Genomic DNA, 18,407 nt, shown 5'->3' on the forward strand with positions numbered 1-18,407 from the left:
AGTAGCCCGGTTCCCACTTTCGTTCAGATGTGACCCGACACGCACGCGACCCGCCGTGGACCCACCCGGCGGGCGCCATGCGTGAGAGGACATAATGCGACGCGTGACAACGGCAGCTCCCACCATCAGCCAGCGGGTCCACTCGCTGAACCGGCCGAACATGGTCAGTGTCGGCACCATCGTGTGGCTGTCCAGCGAACTGATGTTCTTCGCCGGACTGTTCGCCATGTTCTTCACCGTGAAGGCGCAGAACGCGACCGGTCAGTGGCCGCCGCCGCTGCACGGTGAGCCCTTCGAGTTGAACATCGCCTTGGCGATCCCGTTCACGGTGATCCTCGTGGCGTCCTCGTTCACCTGCCAGTTCGGCGTGTTCGCCGCTGAAAAGGGCGACGTCTTCGGCCTTCGACGCTGGTACATCATCACGTTGATCATGGGCGCGATCTTCGTCGGCGGCCAGGGTTACGAGTACCTCCACCTGATCGAAGAGGGGATGACGATCCCGTCCGGCCCGTTCGGCACGGTCTTCTTCCTCGCGACCGGGTTCCACGGCCTGCACGTCATCGGCGGGCTCATCGCGTTCGTGTACCTGCTCATCCGCACCAAGCTGAGCAAGTTCACCCCGGCCCAGGCCACCTCGGCGATCGTGGTGTCGTACTACTGGCACTTCGTCGACATCGTGTGGGTGGGTCTGTTCGCGGTGATCTACATCCTTCCGTGAACGAAGCCGCCACCACGACCTATCGGCCTGAACTGACAGCAAGGGTTGCCGCAAGATGACCTCCAGCAAGAACAACACGGAGCGCCGCTTCCGCAAGCGGTCGAAGGCACGCAGGCGCTTCGCCGGCGCGCTGGCGCTCGGGATCGCGCTGCTCAGCGTGGGCGGGTTGTACGCCGTTTTCGCCCCGGAGCCGCAGACCGCGCAGGCGCAGGGCGAATCCGCCCTCCTGCGCGAGGGCGAGAAGCTCTACAACAACACGTGTATCGAATGTCACGGGCCGAAGCTCGAAGGTGTCACCGACCGTGGCCCGAGCCTCATCGGCATCGGCGACGCGGCCGTGTACTTCCAGACCTCCACCGGCCGCATGCCCGCGGTGCGTCAGGAAGCCCAGGCGCAGCGGAAGCCGCCGAAGCTGTCCGAGGCCGAGATCAACGCCCTCGGCGCCTACATCCAGGCCAACGGCGGCGGCGCGCAGCGTCCCGCCGAGAAGGGTGACGCGCTGCGCGGCGAGGACGTCGCGCGCGGCAGCGAACTCTTCCGCCTCAACTGCGCCTCCTGCCACGGCTTCACCGGCCGCGGCGGTGCGCTCTCCTCGGGCAAGTTCGCCCCGAACCTGGACCCGGCCACGGAAGAGCAGATCTACACCGCGATGCTCACCGGGCCGCAGAACATGCCCAAGTTCTCCGACCGGCAGCTGTCGCCGGAGGAGAAGAAGGACATCATCGCGTTCGTGAAGTCCGTGAGCGACGGGAACAACGCTCCCGGCGGTAGCTCGCTCGGCGGACTCGGCCCGGCTTCGGAGGGCGCGATCGCGTGGATCGTCGGGATCGCCGCGCTGATCGGCGTGACGTTGTGGATTGGATCGAAGGCATGAGCGCCGAAGGGCCGAAGCCGCCGACAGAGGCGGAATTGGCGGACATGGATCGCGACCAGCTCGTCAAGCTGGGTACCGCGCTCGACGGGGTCGAGATCGTGGAGTACCCGACGCCGTGGCCGGTCGAGGGGACACGGGCGGAGAAGCGCGCCGAGCGCGCGGTCGCCCTCTGGTTCGTGCTGGCCGCGCTGTCCGGCCTCGCGTTCGTGGTCCTCATCGCGTGGCCGCACTGGTTCGAGTACAAGGAGCCGGGTACGACCGGCTACACCAAGTACACGCTGTACACGCCGCTGCTCGGGGTCACCCTCGGGCTGGCCGTGCTCAGCCTCGGTATCGGTGTGATCCTCTACACCAAGAAGTTCATCCCGGCCGAGGTCTCGGTCCAGGAACGCGGGGACGGCGGTTCCAAGGAGGTCGACAAGGCCACCATCGTCGCCCAGCTCGCCGACTCGGGCAGCCGCAGCACCATCGCGCGCCGCTCGATGATCAAGCGGTCCGCGGGCGCCGGTGCCGGTGTGCTCGGCCTCGCCGTCGCGGCGCTGCCGGTCGCGTCCTTCATCAAGGACCCGTGGAAGGACACCGAGAACCGCGACTCGCTGTGGCACTCGGGCTGGAAGAAGAACTTCCCGGACGAGGTCGTCTACCTGCGCCGCAACACCGGCCGTCCGCACGAGATCTCCCTGGTCAAGGCCGAGGACCTCGACGCGGGCGCGATGGAGACGGTGTTCCCGTACCGCAAGTCCGAGGAGCACGACGAGCACGCGCTGTCGGCCGCCTTCAAGCGGGTCGACAACCCGGTCATGCTGATCCGTCTCCGCCCGACCGACGCCGCCAAGGTCGTCAAGCGTCAGGGCCAGGAGGACTACAACTTCGGCGACTACTACGCGTACACGAAGATCTGCAGCCACGTGGGCTGCCCGACCTCCCTGTACGAGCAGCGGACCAACCGCATCCTCTGCCCCTGCCACCAGTCGCAGTTCGACGCGCTCCACTACGCCAAGCCGATTTTCGGGCCGGCGACGCGGCCTTTGGCCCAGCTTCCGATTACAGTGGACAAAGAGGGCTACCTGATCGCGCGCGGAGACTTCAACGAGGCCGTCGGACCGGCCTTTTGGGAGCGTAAGTCATGAGTTCACTCACCACCCCGACCAAGGGGACGAACCCGGTCGAGAAGGCCGCGGGCGCTGGTGCGAAGTGGGCCGACGACCGGTATCACCTGGCCAAGGGCATGCGGCACCAGCTCAACAAGGTGTTCCCGACGCACTGGTCGTTCCTGCTCGGCGAGATCGCGCTCTACAGCTTCATCATCCTGTTGCTGTCGGGTGTCTATCTCACGCTGTTCTTCGACCCCTCCATGGAGGAGGTCGTCTACAACGGCAGCTACACCGGTCTGCAGGGCGTCGAGATGTCGCGGGCCTTCGCGACCACGCTCGACATCTCGTTCGACGTCCGGGGCGGTCTCTTCGTCCGCCAGCTGCACCACTGGGCCGCGCTGATCTTCGTGGCTTCGATGATGGTGCACATGTTCCGGATCTTCTTCACCGGAGCGTTCCGCCGCCCGCGTGAGGCGAACTGGGTCATCGGCGCGCTGCTGCTGGTCCTGGGCATGTTCGAAGGCTTCTTCGGCTACTCGCTCCCGGACGACCTGCTCTCCGGCACCGGTATCCGCGCGACCCTGTCGGGCATCGTGCTCTCGGTGCCGGTCATGGGCACCTGGATCCACTGGGCGCTGTTCGGCGGGGAGTTCCCCGGCAACGAGATCATCCCGCGCCTGTACACGATCCACATCCTGCTGCTGCCGGGCATCATGCTCGGCCTGGTGGCCGCGCACCTCGCGCTGGTCTGGTACCAGAAGCACACGCAGTTCCCGGGCGTGCGCCGCAAGGAGACCAACGTCGTCGGCGTCCGCATCATGCCGGTCTTCGCGCTCAAGGGCGGCGCGTTCTTCGCGCTGGTCACCGGCATCATCGCGCTGATGTCGGGCCTCTTCCAGATCAACCCGATCTGGAACATCGGCCCGTACAACGCGGCGCAGGTCTCGGCGGGTTCGCAGCCTGACTGGTACATGGCCTGGGCCGACGGCATGCTGCGGATCTGGCCCGCGTGGGAGCTCTACCTCGGGAACTACACGGTCCCGGCGGTGTTCTTCCCCGGCGCGGTCGGGATGCCGCTGCTGATCGGGTTGCTGGTGATGTATCCCTGGATCGAGCGAAAGCTGTCCAAGGACACCGCGCACCACAACCTGCTGCAGCGTCCGCGCGACGTCCCGGTCCGGACCTCGCTGGGCATCATGGCCCTGACCTTCTTCGCGGTCATCATGCTGTCGGGCTTCAACGACATCATCGCGTTCGCCTTCGACATCTCGCTGAACGCGACGACGTGGGCGGGCCGGATCGGTGTCCTGCTGCTGCCGCCGATCGCGTACTACATCACCTACCGGATCTGCCTCGGCCTCCAGCGGGCCGACCGCGAGGTGCTGGAGCACGGTGTCGAAACCGGCATCATCAAGCGCCTGCCGCACGGTGAGTTCATCGAGATCCACCAGCCGCTCGGCCCGGTGGACGACCACGGCCACGCGATCCCGCTCGAGTACCAGGGCGCGTCGGTGCCGAAGAAGATGAACAAGCTCGGCTCGGCCGGACACGCCGTCGCCGGTTCGACCTGGTCCCCGGACCCGGTCGAGGAGACGATCGCGCTGGAGCGCGCCCGGTCCAACGGGCACGGCAACGGCAAGGTCGACGACATCGGTGGCGAGCCTTCCGAGGAGCGCAAGGAGATCACCTCCGGGCACTAGACCCGGGAGACACGCGTGAAGGCCCCCTTCCCTCGGCTGAGCCGAGGGAAGGGGGCCTTCACGCGTTTCGGGGGAAGCTCAGGCGCCTTCGACGCCGATGTCGAACGCGGACTCCTTGTCGGCCTTCGAGTACGAGCGGAACGCGATATGCGTGACGGTGCTCAGCACGCCGGGCACCTTGCCGATCTTCGCCGGGATCAGATCCGCGAGGTCTTCGTGGGCCGTGACCCGGACCGAAGCGACCAGATCGACGTCACCCGCGCAGGAGTAGACCTCGCGGACACCCTCGATGTCCGCGATCGCCTGCGCCGCTTCGGGGATGGCATCGGCTTCGACCTGGATCAACACGATCGCCGTGATCAAAGGGTCCTCCTACATCGGTGAATCCGGTGCTGAAATCCTAGCCCGCCACGCGTTCCAGTGCCGTCGCGCTCGCCGCGAGATCGAGCCACTCCTGCCAGCCACCCGCGACGGCGGCGGGCTCCGCCCAGGGTTGTGTCGTGCGCACGAGCCGGACGCCCGGACGGGTCAGCCAGCGCAGGAGGATGCCGATCTCCTCCGGGATCGCGCCGAAGAGCGGACCGGGACCCGGGAGCACCGTCTCCGCCGAGGCCACGAGCATCTCGACGACCGGCATCGGCGGCACCCCGCGCCGCGCGACCCCCGCCGACGCGAGCCTGCCGTGCCGGATCACCGCCAGCTCCCAGCCGCCGTTCCCGTCCGGACCGGCGGCGATCAGCTCCGGGATACCCGCCAGCGCCGACTGCCGGTGCGCCCGGCCGACCGCGCGGATCAGCCCGGCCAGCTGATCGCGATGCTGGGCGGCCTGTTCGTAGTGTTCCGCCGCGGAGAGCCGGGCCAGCTGGTCGGCGGCGGCCCGCAGCGGCCGTCCGTCCGTGCCGGCGATGAGACCGGACACCGCGAGCACTCCCGGCCGGTACGCCTCCGCCGTCTGCAGCCCGGCGCACGGCGCTCCGCAGCGGCCGAGTTCCGCGAGGACACAGGGCGTCCCGCTCGGCGCGGTCGCCGAGATGCGCTGGGTGCACGTCCGCAGCCCGGAGGCGCCGGCGAGGGTGTCCGCGGCGGACCGGGCGTCGGTCTGGGTGCGAAAGGGCCCCAGCATCCCGTCTCGCGGCATGCGGACCACCGACAGGCGTGGGAACGCCTCCTCGGTCAGCGCGACCCACCAGGCGTGCCGTGGGTTCTTGGAACGGCGGTTGTACATGGGGCGGTGGGCGGCGATCAGCCGAAGCTCCCGGACGGCGGCTTCGAGCGCGTGCGCGCATTCGACCGCGTCGACCCGCTCGGCCAGCGCGACCATCTCCCGGATCCGCCCCCGGCTCTCCGAACCGGTGAAGTACTGCCGGACCCGGCGGCGCAGATCGGACGACGTGCCGACGTAGAGGACCTCGTCGCTCGGGCCGCGGAACAGGTAGACGCCGGGCCTCGACGGCAGATGCTCGGCCAGCGACCGTTTACGGCGCTGGGCAGCGGTCACTCCGGGCAGGTAGTCCAGCAGCTCTTCGAGGGTGTGGACGCCGAGATTGCCCACCCGTTCGAGCAGCGCGTGCAGGACGTCGACGGTGGCGCGCGCGTCGGCGAGCGCGCGGTGGTTGGGCGTCGTGCGCGCCCCGAACAACGCCGCCAGCGCGGAAAGCCGGTAGCTGGGCGTCTCGTCGCGGGAGATGACCCGGCGGGCGAGCCGGACCGTGCAGACGACGGCCGTCTTGGGCCAGTGGTAGCCGTGGCCTTCGCAGGCCGCGCGCATGAATCCGGTGTCGAAGGCGGCGTTGTGCGCCACGAGCACGGCACCGGAGATGAATTCGAGGAACGCGGGGAGCACGCGCTCGATCCGGGGAGCGTCGTAGACCATCGCCCCGGTGATGCCGGTGAGCTCGACGATCTGGGGCGGGATCGGCATCCCAGGATTGACGAAGGTGGCGAACTCGCCGACCACCTCGCCCGCGCGGATCTTGACCGCGCCGATCTCGGTGATCCCGTCCGGTCCGGGTTTCGTCCCGGTGGTCTCCAGGTCGAATACGACGAAAGTGATGTCCCGCAAAGGAGTTCCCAGCTCGTCGAAGGCGAGTTGCGCCGCGCCGGGCCGCCGTCCGGTGTCCATGGTCGGGCAGAGTAGGGGCGGGCACCGACAATCCCAGGATGCGCGCACGCCGTCCCATCGAGCGCGCCCCGAGGGCATGGGGCCTACGCTGGAGCGATGCAACCGCAGCCCGCAGTGCCCGAATCGCCCGAGGACGCCACCGGCGGCCCCTCGGGTGTCGTGGCGTCGGCGGGCGCGACGGAGACGTCCGAAGAGGTGCCTGCCGAAGGCTGGACGGCCTTGCCGGAGACCGTGCGGGAGCGGATCGCCGAACTGGCGGCCGCCGCCGTCGGGAAACTGCCGGTCGCCGACGTGCCGAGGCAGCTGCGCCCGGTCGCGAAGTTCGCCCCGGCGAAACGCGCGAAACTCGGCGGGACGGCGTTGCTCACCGCGTTGGGGGAGTCTTCGCAGTTCCGGGTCGCGGTCACCGAATGGCTGCGTGATCACCGCAAGGACGCCCTCGATCCGAACGCCCCCGATTCCGTCGCCGCGGCGGCCGCCGCCGTGCTGCTCGGCGAGGCGGGCGCGGCCGGACGGGTCCGGCTGGTGGCGAAGAACGCCGAGGAGACGGCGTTGCGCGCCGAACGCGACGCCGCGCTGGCGCGCAACCAGCGGCTTGAGACCGAACTGGCGCAGCTGCGTGAAGAACTGCGCGAAGCCAAGGAGATCGCCGGTAGTGCGCGAGGCGAACGCGACGCCGAGGTCGAGAAGCTGTTGAAGCGCCTGCGGGAACAAGGTGTCCAGCTGCGCCAGGCGAAGGACGCCGTCGCCGAGGCGCACGCTCGGCTGGAGAGCGGAGGCGCCGAAAGCGCCGAAGAGATCAAGGCGCTGAAGGCCCAGTTGGACCGTGAGAGGCAGCGTGTCGCGACAGAGCGGGCGCGGGCGGAGAAGGCCGTCACGGACGCCGAGATCGCCCGTCAGTCGGCCCGTGAGGCGCGTCAGGCCGACGAGGTGAGACTCGGGCTGCTGCTGGACACGATCGAGGGCGCCGTCGGCGGGCTGCGCCGCGAACTTTCGGTGAGCGCGCGGGGTCAGCGTCCGGCGGACATGGTGCGCGGCGCGACGTCGGGTCTCGGGGCGGGCGGCAAGATCCAGGACGTCACCGCGCTCGACCGGCACCTCGCGCTGCCCAACGTGCACCTGATCGTCGACGGCTACAACGTCACGAAGACCGGTTATCCGGAGCTGGCGCTGTCCGACCAGCGCGACCGGCTGATCCACCAGCTTTCCGCGCTCGCCGCGCGGACTTCGGCCGAAGTCACCGTCGTGTTCGACGGTGCCGGCGTGCTTTCCGTGCCCGCCGCGGTGCCGCGCGGGGTGCGGGTGCTGTTCTCCGAACGCGGCGTGCTCGCGGACGACGTCATCCGGTCCCTCGTCGCGGCCGAGCCGCCGGGGCGGCCGATGGTGGTCGCGAGCACGGACCGGGCGGTGGCGGATTCGGTGCGGGGCAAGGGCGCGCATCCGGTGCCGTCGGCGGTGCTGGTGTCGCGGCTCAGCCGGGTGTGAAGCGTGTCGTGAGTGGTAAGGACGGTTAGAACCGTCCTTACCACTCACGAGCACCTCGGGCAGGTGACCCGCTCGGCCGTCGGTCGCCACCCCTCCCGCAACAGGACCGTCCGTACCTCGGCCGCGACTTGGCACGGCGAATTCCGGACGTCCCGCCAGCCGTAGACCAGACGGGCCCGGCCGGCGAGTTCGGCCGCGTTGTCCCGCCGGCGGTCCCGGAACGCGACGGCGGCCATCGCGTGGGTTGCCCGCCCATCCAGACGGACGGTCAGCGCCGCGCCTCGTGAGTCGTAGGTGACGTCTTCCCACAACGTCTTCCCGTCGACCTTGACCGCTGTCTGCCGGTCGCCCGGCGGCAGGCCGTGCCTTTCCTCCACCTGCTCTTTGAACTCCACTTCGAGCGCTGACATGAGGCCTCCGGCAACCAATTCGAGACCTCGCTGGATCTCGGCGCGGAAGCGGAAAGGCGGACGCGACGAGACGCAGTCCCGCATCGCGGAGACCGGGACTTTGCTCCGGCTGACGAGGTCGACGACGACGTTCACCGCGTCCCGTGCGCCGGCCTGGGAGACCGCCAGATCGACGATCGTGTCCGTAGGTTTGGTACGCGGCGGCCATGTCTCGGCCGCGGAGTGCGGGAGCGCTCGCGACCTGTGCACCTTCACCAGTGAAGGCTGGGAAATCGCGGAACTGGAATAGGGCACGGTGATCTCGATCGGACCTTCCTCGACCGGCAGGAGACGCCACTCCTCGGCCGCGGTGCGATGGCTCAGCACCGCGTGCCCGCCTCCGTAGCGGAGCGCGGCATGAACCCTGGCCTGCCTTGGGAGAAGACCGGTGAAAGTCGCGTAAACCCGCGGTAGTACACGCTGCCAGCGTCCTGCCTCGAGGTTCGCGACGATGGCGGCCTTGCTGTGTCCATAGGCCAGAAGCTGCGCTCTGGTCACGATGCCGTGCTGTTCCTGAATCAGGACCGGCCAGCTCGGTCGTTGTTCGGCCGGGATGGCTTCTTCCGACCAGCGTCTGTGTAGGGGCACACGTCCACGGTGGCCGGGCGACAGGGCGACAAGGAAACGCCGCCGAAAGTTGTGGATGGAAGGACCGGTTGTGGACAACTCGGGTCTCGGAGGCCCGAAACTGTCGGTGGTCGCTCTTAATGTGCACCTCACCACTGAAAGTGAGGAGTCCGAGATGGACGACAAGGCCATCGCCGATATAGCCGACATAGAGACTCTCGTCATCGATTGCGACCGGTGCGCGGTCCGCGGTGACGCATGTCATGACTGTGTCGTCAGCGTCCTTCTCGGTGCGCCGCTCGCGCTCGAATGGGACGCCGACGAGCGGAAAGCGGTCGACGCGCTCGCCGACGCCGGGATGGTCCCGCGCCTCCGGATGGTCGAGATCGTGGAGCAGGAGCGCCGGAAATCGGCCTGAGGACACGCCTCGACCGGGGTATTCGACGAGTGGTCGATCCGATCGGGTGAACGGTAGGTAGTCGTGATCGGCCCCAGGTTGTAACGCCCGTCACACCTTTCCGCTCATGCTGGTCCGAAGGTGTTTCGGCGCATCACGGAGAGTTTTTGCGCTTCCCATGGTGGACGCGGTGCCCGTGGTTTCGTAACCTGTCCGAGATCTCGTGGCCGGAAGTCGTCGCCAGACGGCGACACGGGATCGCCACTGAGGCAGCTTTGTCGGGGAGCTGCACCGGAACCAGCCACGCGCCAAACCTGTTGCGATAGCACTCGGCCAGGCGCGAGGCGGGAACGCGGGGAACCGCGCGGGCCTCACGGTCGGCGTCGCGGCTTCGCGGAAGAGGGCCCCCGACCTCTTCGTCCCGGGTTCCGAGTCGGTGGCCGACAGCAAAGGAGACACGCGCGACCGTGCAGTCGCATCCAGTCAAGCGCGTGGTGTCAGGAGCTTTGGCCGCGGCCGCGGTGATCACCGCGGTGACAGTGGCCCAGCCTTCAGCCACCGCTGCCCCAGGCCCCGCCCTCCAGCAGCCCCCGTCCGGCTCGGACGCGCTCGCCAAGTACCGCGACCTCGCGGCACAGGCCGAGAAGGCGAACGAAGACCTCCTCAAGGCGAAGGACGACCTCGCCGCGAAGCAGGGTGAGCTCGACAAGGCGACCGCCGACGCCGCCGCAGCCAAGGAGCTCGGCATCAAGGCGGCCGGTGACGAGAAGACCTTCCAGGCCGAGGTGAACAAGTTCGCCGGTGCCTCCTTCACCAGCGGTGTGCAGCTGAACAAGCTGTCGTCGCTGCTGTCGGGCGCGTCGACCCAGGACTTCCTGGAGCGTTCCTCGGCACTCGAGGTCCTCGCCGCGAACAAGAACACCGCTCTGACCAACCTGAGCGGTGCCGTCGCCCAGGCCGCGGCCGCGGCCAAGCAGGCGGCGGACGCCCAGAACACGGCCACCGCCGCCCGTGACACGGCCGCCAAGCTGACCACGGACATCGAGGCGCGCCAGAAGACGCTGAGCGACCAGCTCAAGGAGATCGAGCGGGCCGGCGGCAACCTGAGTGCCTCGGATCGCAACGCCCAGAAGGACAAGGGCGGCGCGTTCCCCAACCTGCCCGCCCCGGGTCCCGCCGCGGCGGCGGCCCTCGCGGCCGCGAAGAGCAAGCTCGGCAGCCCGTACGGCTGGGGTGACACCGGACCGTCGTCCTTCGACTGCTCCGGTCTGATGCTCTGGGCGTACAAGCAGGCCGGTCTGACCCTGCCGCGGTCCAGCCGTCAGCAGTCGACCTTCGGCGCCCCGGTGCAGAGGTCGCAGCTCCAGCCGGGCGACCTGGTGTTCTACAACTCGCCGGTCTCGCACGTCGGCATGTACGTCGGCAACGGCATGATGGTGCACGCGCCGACCACCGGTGACGTCGTCAAGGTGTCGCCGCTGCAGAACAACTACGTCGGCGCCCGTCGCCCGACGGCCTGACGAACAGACGACAAGGGGCGGTACCGCGCAAGCGGTGCCGCCCCTTTCGTATGCGGAGGGCCAAGTAGCCTGCAGGGGTGCTGAGGACCCTGCTGGTGACCAACGACTTCCCGCCCCGGCCGGGCGGTATCCAGAACTACCTGAATTCGCTGGCCACCCGCCTGCCCGCCGACGACCTGGTCGTCTACGCCCCCTCCTGGGAATCGAGCACCGGCTCGCACGGCGAGTTCGACGCCGCCGCCCCGTTCGAGGTGGTGCGCCATCCGACGTCGCTGATGCTGCCGACCCCGGACGTGCTCAAGCGGGCGAAGGAGATCATGCGCGCCCGCGACTGCGAGGCCGTCTGGTTCGGCGCCGCGGCGCCGCTGGCGTTGCTGGGGCATCCGCTGCGTTCGGCCGGCGCGCGCCGGGTGCTGGCGTCGACGCACGGCCACGAGGTCGGCTGGTCGATGCTTCCCGGTTCACGGCAGGCATTGCGGCGGATCGGCGACACCGTCGACGTCGTCACCTACGTCAGCAAGTACACGCGCTCCCGCTTTTCGGCCGCTTTCGGCCCGATGGCTGGGCTGGAGATGCTCCCGTGCGGCGTGGACACCGCGCTCTACCGGCCGGATCCGGCCGCGGGCAAGGAGATCCGCGAGCGGCACGGGCTCGCCGACCGGCCGACGATCGTCTGCGTTTCGCGTTTGGTACCGCGAAAAGGCCAGGACATGCTGATCAAGATCCTGCCCGAGCTCCGCAAGCGGATCCCGGACGTGGCGCTGCTGCTCGTCGGCGGCGGCCCGTACCGCAAGACGCTCACCGGGCTCGTCGAAGCGCTGGAGGTCGAAGACAGCGTCGTCATCACCGGATCGGTGCCCTGGAAGGAATTGCCCGCGCACTACAACGCGGGCGACGTCTTCGCGATGCCGGCGCGGACGCGCGGGAAGGGGCTCGACGTCGAGGGGCTGGGCATCGTGTACCTGGAAGCCTCCGCGACCGGATTGCCGGTCGTCGCGGGGAATTCCGGTGGTGCGCCGGAAACGGTGCTGGACGAGGTCACCGGGCACGTCGTCGACGGACGCGACGAGCAGCAGCTGAGGGAGACGCTGGCGGCGCTGCTGGCCGATCCGGTGCGGGCACGGCGGATGGGGGCCGCCGGTCGCGACTGGGTCGGCGAGAACTGGCGGTGGGACACCATGGCGAGCCGGCTCTCCGGCCTGCTCGACGGCGACCCCGTCGCGGCGGTGCGCTGAGGAATCAGGGTTCGTAGCGCGCCGGATGCTTCGGATCGTCGACGCGGATCACCACGTCCGACAGCGCCGACGGATCGACTTCCTGTTCGTAGCGCGCGTAAGCGGGGAGCGCCCAGGCGTCCGGCACCCGCCGCCTCAGCGCGCCGGGGGAGAGCCACAAATGCACGCTCAGGTCGAACGCGAGCCCCGCGCCGAACAGGAACTCCCCGTCCAGCAGGACGACGCCGCCCTCGGGCAGTTCGACGCGTTCGGCGCGTGTGGCGCGATCACGGACCGGATCCCATAGCGACGGAAGGACGAGACCGCTGCCGTCCTCGGCGAGCGGGTCGAGCACTTCGCGCCGCAGGGCGCCGAGGTCGAGCCAGTCGCTGTAGCGCGAGTCCGGGTCCTCTTTGCCGCGTTCGAAGCGCAATGAAGCGGGGCGCAGGAAGTCGTTCGCCGAGATCCGCAACACCGCGTGACCGGCGATCCGCAGGGGATCGACCAGGGCGTCGGCGAGTTCTGTGGTGTTGGTCGCACCGGCCGCGCCGTCGACGGCGACCGCGATCCGGCGGCGGCCCGTGATCGAGGTGATGCGTTCGGTCAGTTCGGACACCAGCAGAGCGGGAGAAATCGGACGGTAGCGCACGGGAAGACATCCTCCACCCGGACCGGTGACTGCCGCACGGTACACCCGATGGGATGATGGCCCGGTGACCAAGACAACGGCCAAAACAGCCGGAAGTGGTTGGCAGGTAGGCGTTTCCCAGACGGTGCCGTACAGCGGCACCCAGGTGTGGGACTTCCTGGTCGGACGCGAGGGTGTGGGCATCTGGCTCGGTCCGGGCGCCGAACTCGGCCACGAGCTGGGCGCGGCGTACGAGACGGCCAACGGGACGACCGGCGAGATCCGCGGCCGCTCCGAAGGCGACAAGCTCCGGCTGACCTGGCGCCCGAAGGACTGGGACCACGACTCGACCCTGCAGATCACGGTGAGCGGTACCGACCAGAAGACCACGCTCCGGTTCCACCAGGAATGGCTCGCGGGCGCCGACGAGCGCGAGGAACAGCGGGCATACTGGACCGAAGTGACCGAGCGAGTCGTGGCCGCGCTGGCCGAACGCTGACCGGCGCGCCGGGGAGGCGTACCGATGGGGGAACCGAAGAACCTGGACTGGGATCTCGTCCAGGAGTCACACCGGGTTTCGGCGCTGCTGCGTGAAGAGGGCCCGGCCCGCAAGGTCCGCCTGCCGCGCGGCCTCGCCACCTGGATCGTCACCGGATACGCCGAAGCCCGCGCGATCCTCGCGGATCCCCGTGTGGGCAAGGATCCGGCTGCCATCCAGCGTCTCTTCGAACGCGACGGCTTCGAATCCGCGGCCGACAGCGCCGTACGCGCGCTCGGCGCGCACATGCTCAACTCGGATCCGCCGGACCACACGCGGTTGCGCAAACTGGTCAACCAGGCCTTCACCTCGCGTACGGTTTCCCGGCTGCGGCCGAGGATCGAGCAGATCACCGCGGAACTGCTGGACGGCATCGGCGACGCCGAGCGCGTCGACCTGCTGCCCGTTTTCGCCGTCCCGTTGCCGATCCGGGTGATCTGCGAACTGCTCGGCGTCCACGCGGGCGACCAGCCGGCGTTCGCGACCTGGTCGAACACGATGGTCGCCTGGTCAACGCCGGAGGAACTGCAGGCCGCGGCCGCGAAGATGCACGCGTACCTCGTCGACCTCATCGAAGAGAAACGCGCCGAGCCCGCCGAAGACCTGCTTTCGGGTCTGATCCACGCCAGCGACGAAGGCGATTCACTCACCGCGGACGAATTGCTGGCCATGGCGTTCCTGCTGCTGGTGGCCGGGTTCGAGACGACGGTCAACCTGATCGCGAACAGTGTCTTGGCGCTGCTTCGCGAGCCGGAACAGCTGGCCGCCCTGCGCGCCGATCCCACGCTGCTGCCCGGCGCGGTCGAGGAGTTCCTGCGCTACGACGGCGCGATCCACCTGGCGACCATCCGGTTCACCAAGGAAGCCGTGCCCGTCGGCGAAGTCGAGATCCCGGCGGGCGAGTTCGTGCTCGTCTCCCTGCTCGGCGCGAACCGGGACGCCGGACGGTTCGAAGACCCGCACCGCCTGGACGTCACACGGTCGGCGGCGGGGCATCTCGCGTTCGGGCACGGCATCCACCACTGCGTCGGCGCCCCGCTGGCCCGTCTGGAGGCCGAGATCGCCTTGCGCGGGCTGCTGGAGCGGTTCCCCGACCTCGGCCTGGACGCCGAACCGGAAACGTTGCGGTGGCGGGAAAGCACCCTGGTCCACGGGCTGGAGACCCTCCCTGTGCGCCTGCGCTGAGGAGGGCGTGTCGTAGGGTCGCCGGATGGACGCCGCCGAACTCCTCGCGCTCGACGCGGAACACGTCTGGCACCCGTACGGGCCGATGCCGAGCACGATCGACTCCCTGCTGGTCCGCGAGGCGAGCGGGGTCCGGCTCACCCTCGACGACGGCCGCGAACTGGTCGACGGCATGTCGTCCTGGTGGGCGGCGATCCACGGCTACCGGAACCCGGTGCTGGACGCGGCGCTGGCGGAGCAGGCGGGCCGGATGAGTCACGTGATGTTCGGCGGGCTCACCCACGAACCGGCCATCAGGCTGGCCAAGACCCTGGTCGACCTCGCGCCGGAGGGGTTGCGGCACGTCTTCCTGTGCGACTCGGGTTCGGTGTCGGTCGAGGTCGCCGTCAAGATGTGCCTGCAGTACTGGCAGTCGGTGGGGCGCAAGGAAAAGCGGCGCCTGATGACCTGGCGCGGCGGCTACCACGGCGACACGTTCACGCCGATGAGCGTCTGCGACCCCGAGGGCGGGATGCACTCGCTGTGGCGCGGGATCCTGCCGGACCAGCTGTTCCTGCCCAGGCCGCCCGGCGGGTTCGCCGACGAGCCGGATCAGGACTACCTCGACCTGCTCGCCACCGAGATCGGGCGGCACGCGGGCGAACTGGCCGCGATCATCGTCGAGCCGGTCGTGCAGGGCGCCGGCGGTATGCGGTTCCACCCGCCCGCGTATCTGCGCGCGCTGCGCGAGATCACCGAAGCGAACGGCGTCCTGCTCATCTTCGACGAGATCGCCACCGGTTTCGGCCGCACCGGCCGGATGTTCGCCGCCGAGCACGCCGGGGTCACGCCCGACGTCCTGTGCCTCGGCAAGGCGCTGACCGGTGGGTACCTGACGATGGCGGCGGCGCTGTGCACGCCGGAGATCGCCGACGGGATCTCGCGCGGTGAGCTGCCCGTGCTGGCGCACGGCCCGACGTTCATGGCGAACCCGCTGTCCTCGGCCGTCGCCAATGCCTCCCTGGGGATCCTGGCCGAAGGCGGCTGGAAGTCCGACGTGCCGCGGATCGAGGCCGCGCTGAAGGCCGGGCTCGAACCGGCTCGCGAGCTGCCGTCGGTCGCCGACGTGCGGGTGCTCGGCGCGATCGGCGTGATCGAACTGGACCATCCCGTGGACATGGCGGTGGCGACGGAGGTCCTCACCGGGAACGGGGTCTGGCTGCGCCCGTTCCGGAACCTGATCTACACGATGCCGCCCTACATCTCCGAGGCGGAAGACCTCGTCGCGATCACTTCCGCAATGGTCTCGGCCGCACAAAAAGCGTAAAAACGGCGAAGTTCAGCCCAAAGAGTGTGACAGCGGCCACAGCAATCCGGAGAGGCCACGCTGGGTACAGAGCGTGGTCGGGAGTTGATCTTGGTCAAGCGAACGGGCGAGTCCGATCGGGGTCCTTCTCGGGCGGTTTGCCCCGAAAGCCTGGTATGCCCTAGTTCTCGGGTGCACAAGCAAACCTGAGAAACCTTTGCGTAGCGGACTTTTGCGCGCGGATCGGGTTTCCTGCCCCCATGATCGACATCGTTGGTGACGAGCACGACACCGGGCCTCCGGGCCGCCGCAATCCCGCATCGACCCTCCTGAAGAACCTTCGCCACGACGTTCCGGCTTCGGTCGTCGTCTTTCTCGTGGCCGTCCCGCTTTCGCTCGGCGTCGCCCATGCCGCCGGAGCACCCTTGCTCGCCGGACTCGTCTCCGCCGTCGTCGGCGGGATCGTCGCGAGCTTCTTCGGCGCCTCCGCCCTCCAGGTCAGCGGTCCCTCCGCCGCGCTGACCATCGTCATCGCGGAGACCATCGCCACCTTCGGCTGGGCCGCCACCTGCGCGATGACCGCCGCGGCGGGCGTGGTCCAGATCCTCTTCGGCCTCACCCGCGTGGCACGGGCGACGCTGGCGATCTCACCCGCGATCGTGCACGGCCTGCTCGCCGGGATCGGCCTGATCCTCGTCCTCGGCCAGTTGCACGTGGTTCTCGGCGGTGCGGCGCGGAGTTCCACGATCGAGAACATCCTGGCGCTGCCGGGCCGGATCGTCGGTCACCACGACCAAGCCGCGCTGGTCGGCGTGGTCACCGTCGGCGTCCTGCTGGCGTGGACCCGGCTGCCGCGTACGGTGCGCCGCGTCCCCGGCCCGCTGGCCGCCGTCGCGCTGGCGACCGGCCTTTCCGTCGCGGCGGGGATGGACCTGCCGCGCGTCGACCTCCCGAACGGGCTGCCGGGGCTGGGTTTCGTCCCCCAGGCGCCGTCCGGATCCTTGGCGGCGATCATCGCCGCCGTCCTCTCCATCGCGCTCATCGCCAGCCTGGAGAGCCTGCTTTCCGCCGTCGCCATCGACAAACTCCGCGACGGGCCGCGCACCGACCTCAACCGCGAACTGGTCGGCCAGGGCCTCGCGAACGTCGCCGCCGGTTCGCTCGGCGGCTTCCCGGTCACCGGCGTCGTCGTGCGCACCATGACCAACTTCGAAGCGGGCGCCCGCACCCGGATGTCGGCGATCCTGCACAGCGTCTGGATCCTCGGCTGCTGCCTGTTCCTGGCGGGCGCGCTGCGGTTGATCCCGCTCGCCGCGCTGGCCGGCCTCCTCGTCCACGTCGGCGCCAAACTGGTCAACATCACCAGCCTCCGCGAGGTCCGCCGCCACGGCGACCTGCCGGTCTATCTCGCGACCCTGATCGGCGCGGTCGCCGTCAACCTGCTGACCGGCGTCGCCGCGGGGATCGCGGTGGCGCTCGCCTTGATGCTGCGCCGGATGCTGTTCTCCGGGATCCACGTCGAACGGGACGGCTCGCGGACCCGCGTCGTCATCGAAGGTGCGCTCACTTTCCTTTCCGTGCCAAGGCTCACGACCGTCCTGGCCGAAGTCCCCGAGCGGGCGGAGGTGACGCTGGAGCTGTTCGTCGACTACCTCGACCACGCCGCTTTCGACTGCCTGCGCGGCTGGCAGCGCGCGTACGAACGCGCAGGGGGAACGGTGATCGTCGACGAGATCGGGCATCCGTGGTTCGAACGCGGCAAGGCGGGCGTGCCGACCGTGCGCCGCGGCGTCGCGTCCCGGGTGGTGCCGCGCTGGCTGGCGCCATGGTCGCAATGGCAGGCCGAACATCTCGAACTGCCGAGCCAGCGCGGCGGCAGTGTCCCGTTGTGCCGCGGCGCTTCGGAGTTCCAGCGGCGGACGGCGCCGCTGCTGCGCAGCACCTGGGACGGGCTGGCGAACGGGCAACAGCCGCATACGCTTTTCATCACCTGTGGCGACGCGCGGATCGTGCCGAACCTGATCACCACGAGCGGACCCGGCGACCTGTTCACCGTGCGGAACATCGGGAATCTCGTCCCGCGCGCGGAAGCGGATTTCTCGGTGGGGGCGGCGATCGAGTACGCCGTCGGGCTGCTGCGGGTGCGGGAAGTGGTGGTGTGCGGGCATTCCGGCTGCGGCGCGATGAAGGCGCTGCTCGGGGACGCGCCCGACGGCCTCGCGCATCTCGGCGGCTGGCTCCGCCACGGCGAGGCGACCATGCGGCGCAGGGAAAGCGAAGGGCCGGTGCTGCTCGACGGCGAACGACCGGCGCACGAAGGCGATCGGCTCGCGCTGCACAACGTTGTGCAGCAACTGGAGAACCTGCGCTCGTACCCGGTGGTCGACGCCTCGCTGGCGTGCGGGGAACTGCGGCTGACGGGGATGTACTTCGACGTCGGGAAGGCGAACGTGTACCTGCTCGACGAAGCGCTGCGGTCGTTCACGTCGGCGGCGGCCCCGGTGAAGTCCTGAGTTAGGGCGATCACGCGTAATCGGAGCTTTCGCGTGACGGGAGGGACGGCACACGTGATCAGACGGACGACACGTGTGTCCAGGCGGACGGCTCGCGTGTGTCGTCCCTCCAGTCACG

The 18,407-nt window shown here is 69.3% G+C and carries 16 protein-coding genes; 12 read left to right on the forward strand and 4 right to left on the reverse strand.

What is annotated here, in order from left to right:
- Positions 1–94: 94 nt before the first annotated feature.
- Genes ctaE through qcrB form a run of 4 tightly spaced genes read left to right on the forward strand, consistent with a single transcriptional unit; the run spans position 95 to position 4,386 of the window.
- The gene (ctaE, locus tag AJAP_RS10720) at positions 95–718 is read left to right on the forward strand and encodes an aa3-type cytochrome oxidase subunit III (RefSeq protein ID WP_073848452.1); all 624 of its coding nucleotides are present in this window, start codon (positions 95–97) and stop codon (positions 716–718) included.
- Between the two features lie 55 nt (positions 719–773).
- A complete protein-coding gene (qcrC, locus tag AJAP_RS10725; RefSeq protein WP_038510197.1) occupies positions 774–1,592 on the forward strand; it encodes a cytochrome bc1 complex diheme cytochrome c subunit in 819 nt (272 codons plus the stop codon).
- Positions 1,589–2,722, forward strand: coding sequence for a cytochrome bc1 complex Rieske iron-sulfur subunit (gene qcrA / locus AJAP_RS10730; RefSeq protein ID WP_037344746.1), 1,134 nt, complete (start codon positions 1,589–1,591; stop codon positions 2,720–2,722). Before qcrC ends, qcrA begins: the two co-directional genes overlap by 4 nt.
- On the forward strand, positions 2,719–4,386 hold the full coding sequence (gene qcrB, locus AJAP_RS10735) for a cytochrome bc1 complex cytochrome b subunit (protein ID WP_038510200.1): 1,668 nt from the start codon (positions 2,719–2,721) through the stop codon (positions 4,384–4,386). Before qcrA ends, qcrB begins: the two co-directional genes overlap by 4 nt.
- A gap of 78 nt (positions 4,387–4,464) precedes the next feature.
- On the opposite strand, the gene AJAP_RS10740 is transcribed toward qcrB, so the two are convergent.
- Both AJAP_RS10740 and AJAP_RS10745 read right to left on the reverse strand, forming a co-directional pair.
- Positions 4,465–4,749, reverse strand: a complete 285-nt coding sequence (locus AJAP_RS10740; protein WP_016336037.1) for an Lrp/AsnC family transcriptional regulator — start codon at positions 4,747–4,749, stop codon at positions 4,465–4,467.
- 37 nt (positions 4,750–4,786) lie between these two features.
- Positions 4,787–6,508, reverse strand: a complete 1,722-nt coding sequence (locus tag AJAP_RS10745; RefSeq protein WP_038510203.1) for a DEDD exonuclease domain-containing protein — start codon at positions 6,506–6,508, stop codon at positions 4,787–4,789.
- A gap of 96 nt (positions 6,509–6,604) precedes the next feature.
- Here AJAP_RS10745 and AJAP_RS10750 point away from each other — a divergent pair, with 96 nt between their 5' ends.
- The gene (locus tag AJAP_RS10750) at positions 6,605–7,993 is read left to right on the forward strand and encodes an NYN domain-containing protein (protein ID WP_038510206.1); all 1,389 of its coding nucleotides are present in this window, start codon (positions 6,605–6,607) and stop codon (positions 7,991–7,993) included.
- Positions 7,994–8,037: 44 nt separating this feature from the next.
- On the opposite strand, the gene AJAP_RS10755 is transcribed toward AJAP_RS10750, so the two are convergent.
- Entirely contained in the window at positions 8,038–9,030 is a 993-nt protein-coding gene (locus AJAP_RS10755; RefSeq protein ID WP_038510209.1) for a hypothetical protein, read from the reverse strand.
- A 154-nt stretch (positions 9,031–9,184) separates the two neighbouring features.
- Here AJAP_RS10755 and AJAP_RS10760 point away from each other — a divergent pair, with 154 nt between their 5' ends.
- The 3 genes from AJAP_RS10760 to AJAP_RS10770 all read left to right on the forward strand — a co-directional run bounded on the left by AJAP_RS10760 (position 9,185) and on the right by AJAP_RS10770 (position 12,161).
- Positions 9,185–9,427 (forward strand): hypothetical protein, encoded by a 243-nt coding sequence (locus AJAP_RS10760; protein ID WP_038522796.1) that lies wholly within the window; start codon positions 9,185–9,187, stop codon positions 9,425–9,427.
- A 446-nt stretch (positions 9,428–9,873) separates the two neighbouring features.
- Positions 9,874–10,926 (forward strand): C40 family peptidase, encoded by a 1,053-nt coding sequence (locus AJAP_RS10765; RefSeq protein WP_174492015.1) that lies wholly within the window; start codon positions 9,874–9,876, stop codon positions 10,924–10,926.
- Between the two features lie 77 nt (positions 10,927–11,003).
- Positions 11,004–12,161: a glycosyltransferase family 4 protein gene (locus AJAP_RS10770; protein ID WP_174492016.1), complete on the forward strand. Its 1,158-nt coding sequence runs from the start codon at positions 11,004–11,006 to the stop codon at positions 12,159–12,161.
- 4 nt (positions 12,162–12,165) lie between these two features.
- On the opposite strand, the gene AJAP_RS10775 is transcribed toward AJAP_RS10770, so the two are convergent.
- On the reverse strand, positions 12,166–12,789 hold the full coding sequence (locus AJAP_RS10775; RefSeq protein ID WP_038510215.1) for a nucleoside/nucleotide kinase family protein: 624 nt from the start codon (positions 12,787–12,789) through the stop codon (positions 12,166–12,168).
- A gap of 124 nt (positions 12,790–12,913) precedes the next feature.
- Here AJAP_RS10775 and AJAP_RS10780 point away from each other — a divergent pair, with 124 nt between their 5' ends.
- From AJAP_RS10780 to AJAP_RS10795, 4 genes are all read left to right on the forward strand, one after another.
- Complete coding sequence (locus AJAP_RS10780; RefSeq protein ID WP_016336029.1) at positions 12,914–13,267, forward strand: SRPBCC domain-containing protein; 354 nt, start codon at positions 12,914–12,916, stop codon at positions 13,265–13,267.
- A gap of 24 nt (positions 13,268–13,291) precedes the next feature.
- Positions 13,292–14,491: a cytochrome P450 family protein gene (locus AJAP_RS10785; protein ID WP_038510217.1), complete on the forward strand. Its 1,200-nt coding sequence runs from the start codon at positions 13,292–13,294 to the stop codon at positions 14,489–14,491.
- A 25-nt stretch (positions 14,492–14,516) separates the two neighbouring features.
- Positions 14,517–15,797, forward strand: a complete 1,281-nt coding sequence (locus tag AJAP_RS10790; RefSeq protein ID WP_038510220.1) for an adenosylmethionine--8-amino-7-oxononanoate transaminase — start codon at positions 14,517–14,519, stop codon at positions 15,795–15,797.
- Between the two features lie 239 nt (positions 15,798–16,036).
- Entirely contained in the window at positions 16,037–18,289 is a 2,253-nt protein-coding gene (locus AJAP_RS10795; protein ID WP_038510222.1) for a bifunctional SulP family inorganic anion transporter/carbonic anhydrase, read from the forward strand.
- Positions 18,290–18,407: the final 118 nt, after the last annotated feature.

This window comes from Amycolatopsis japonica (genome assembly GCF_000732925.1).
Taxonomy (GTDB): Bacteria; Actinomycetota; Actinomycetes; order Mycobacteriales; family Pseudonocardiaceae; genus Amycolatopsis; species Amycolatopsis japonica.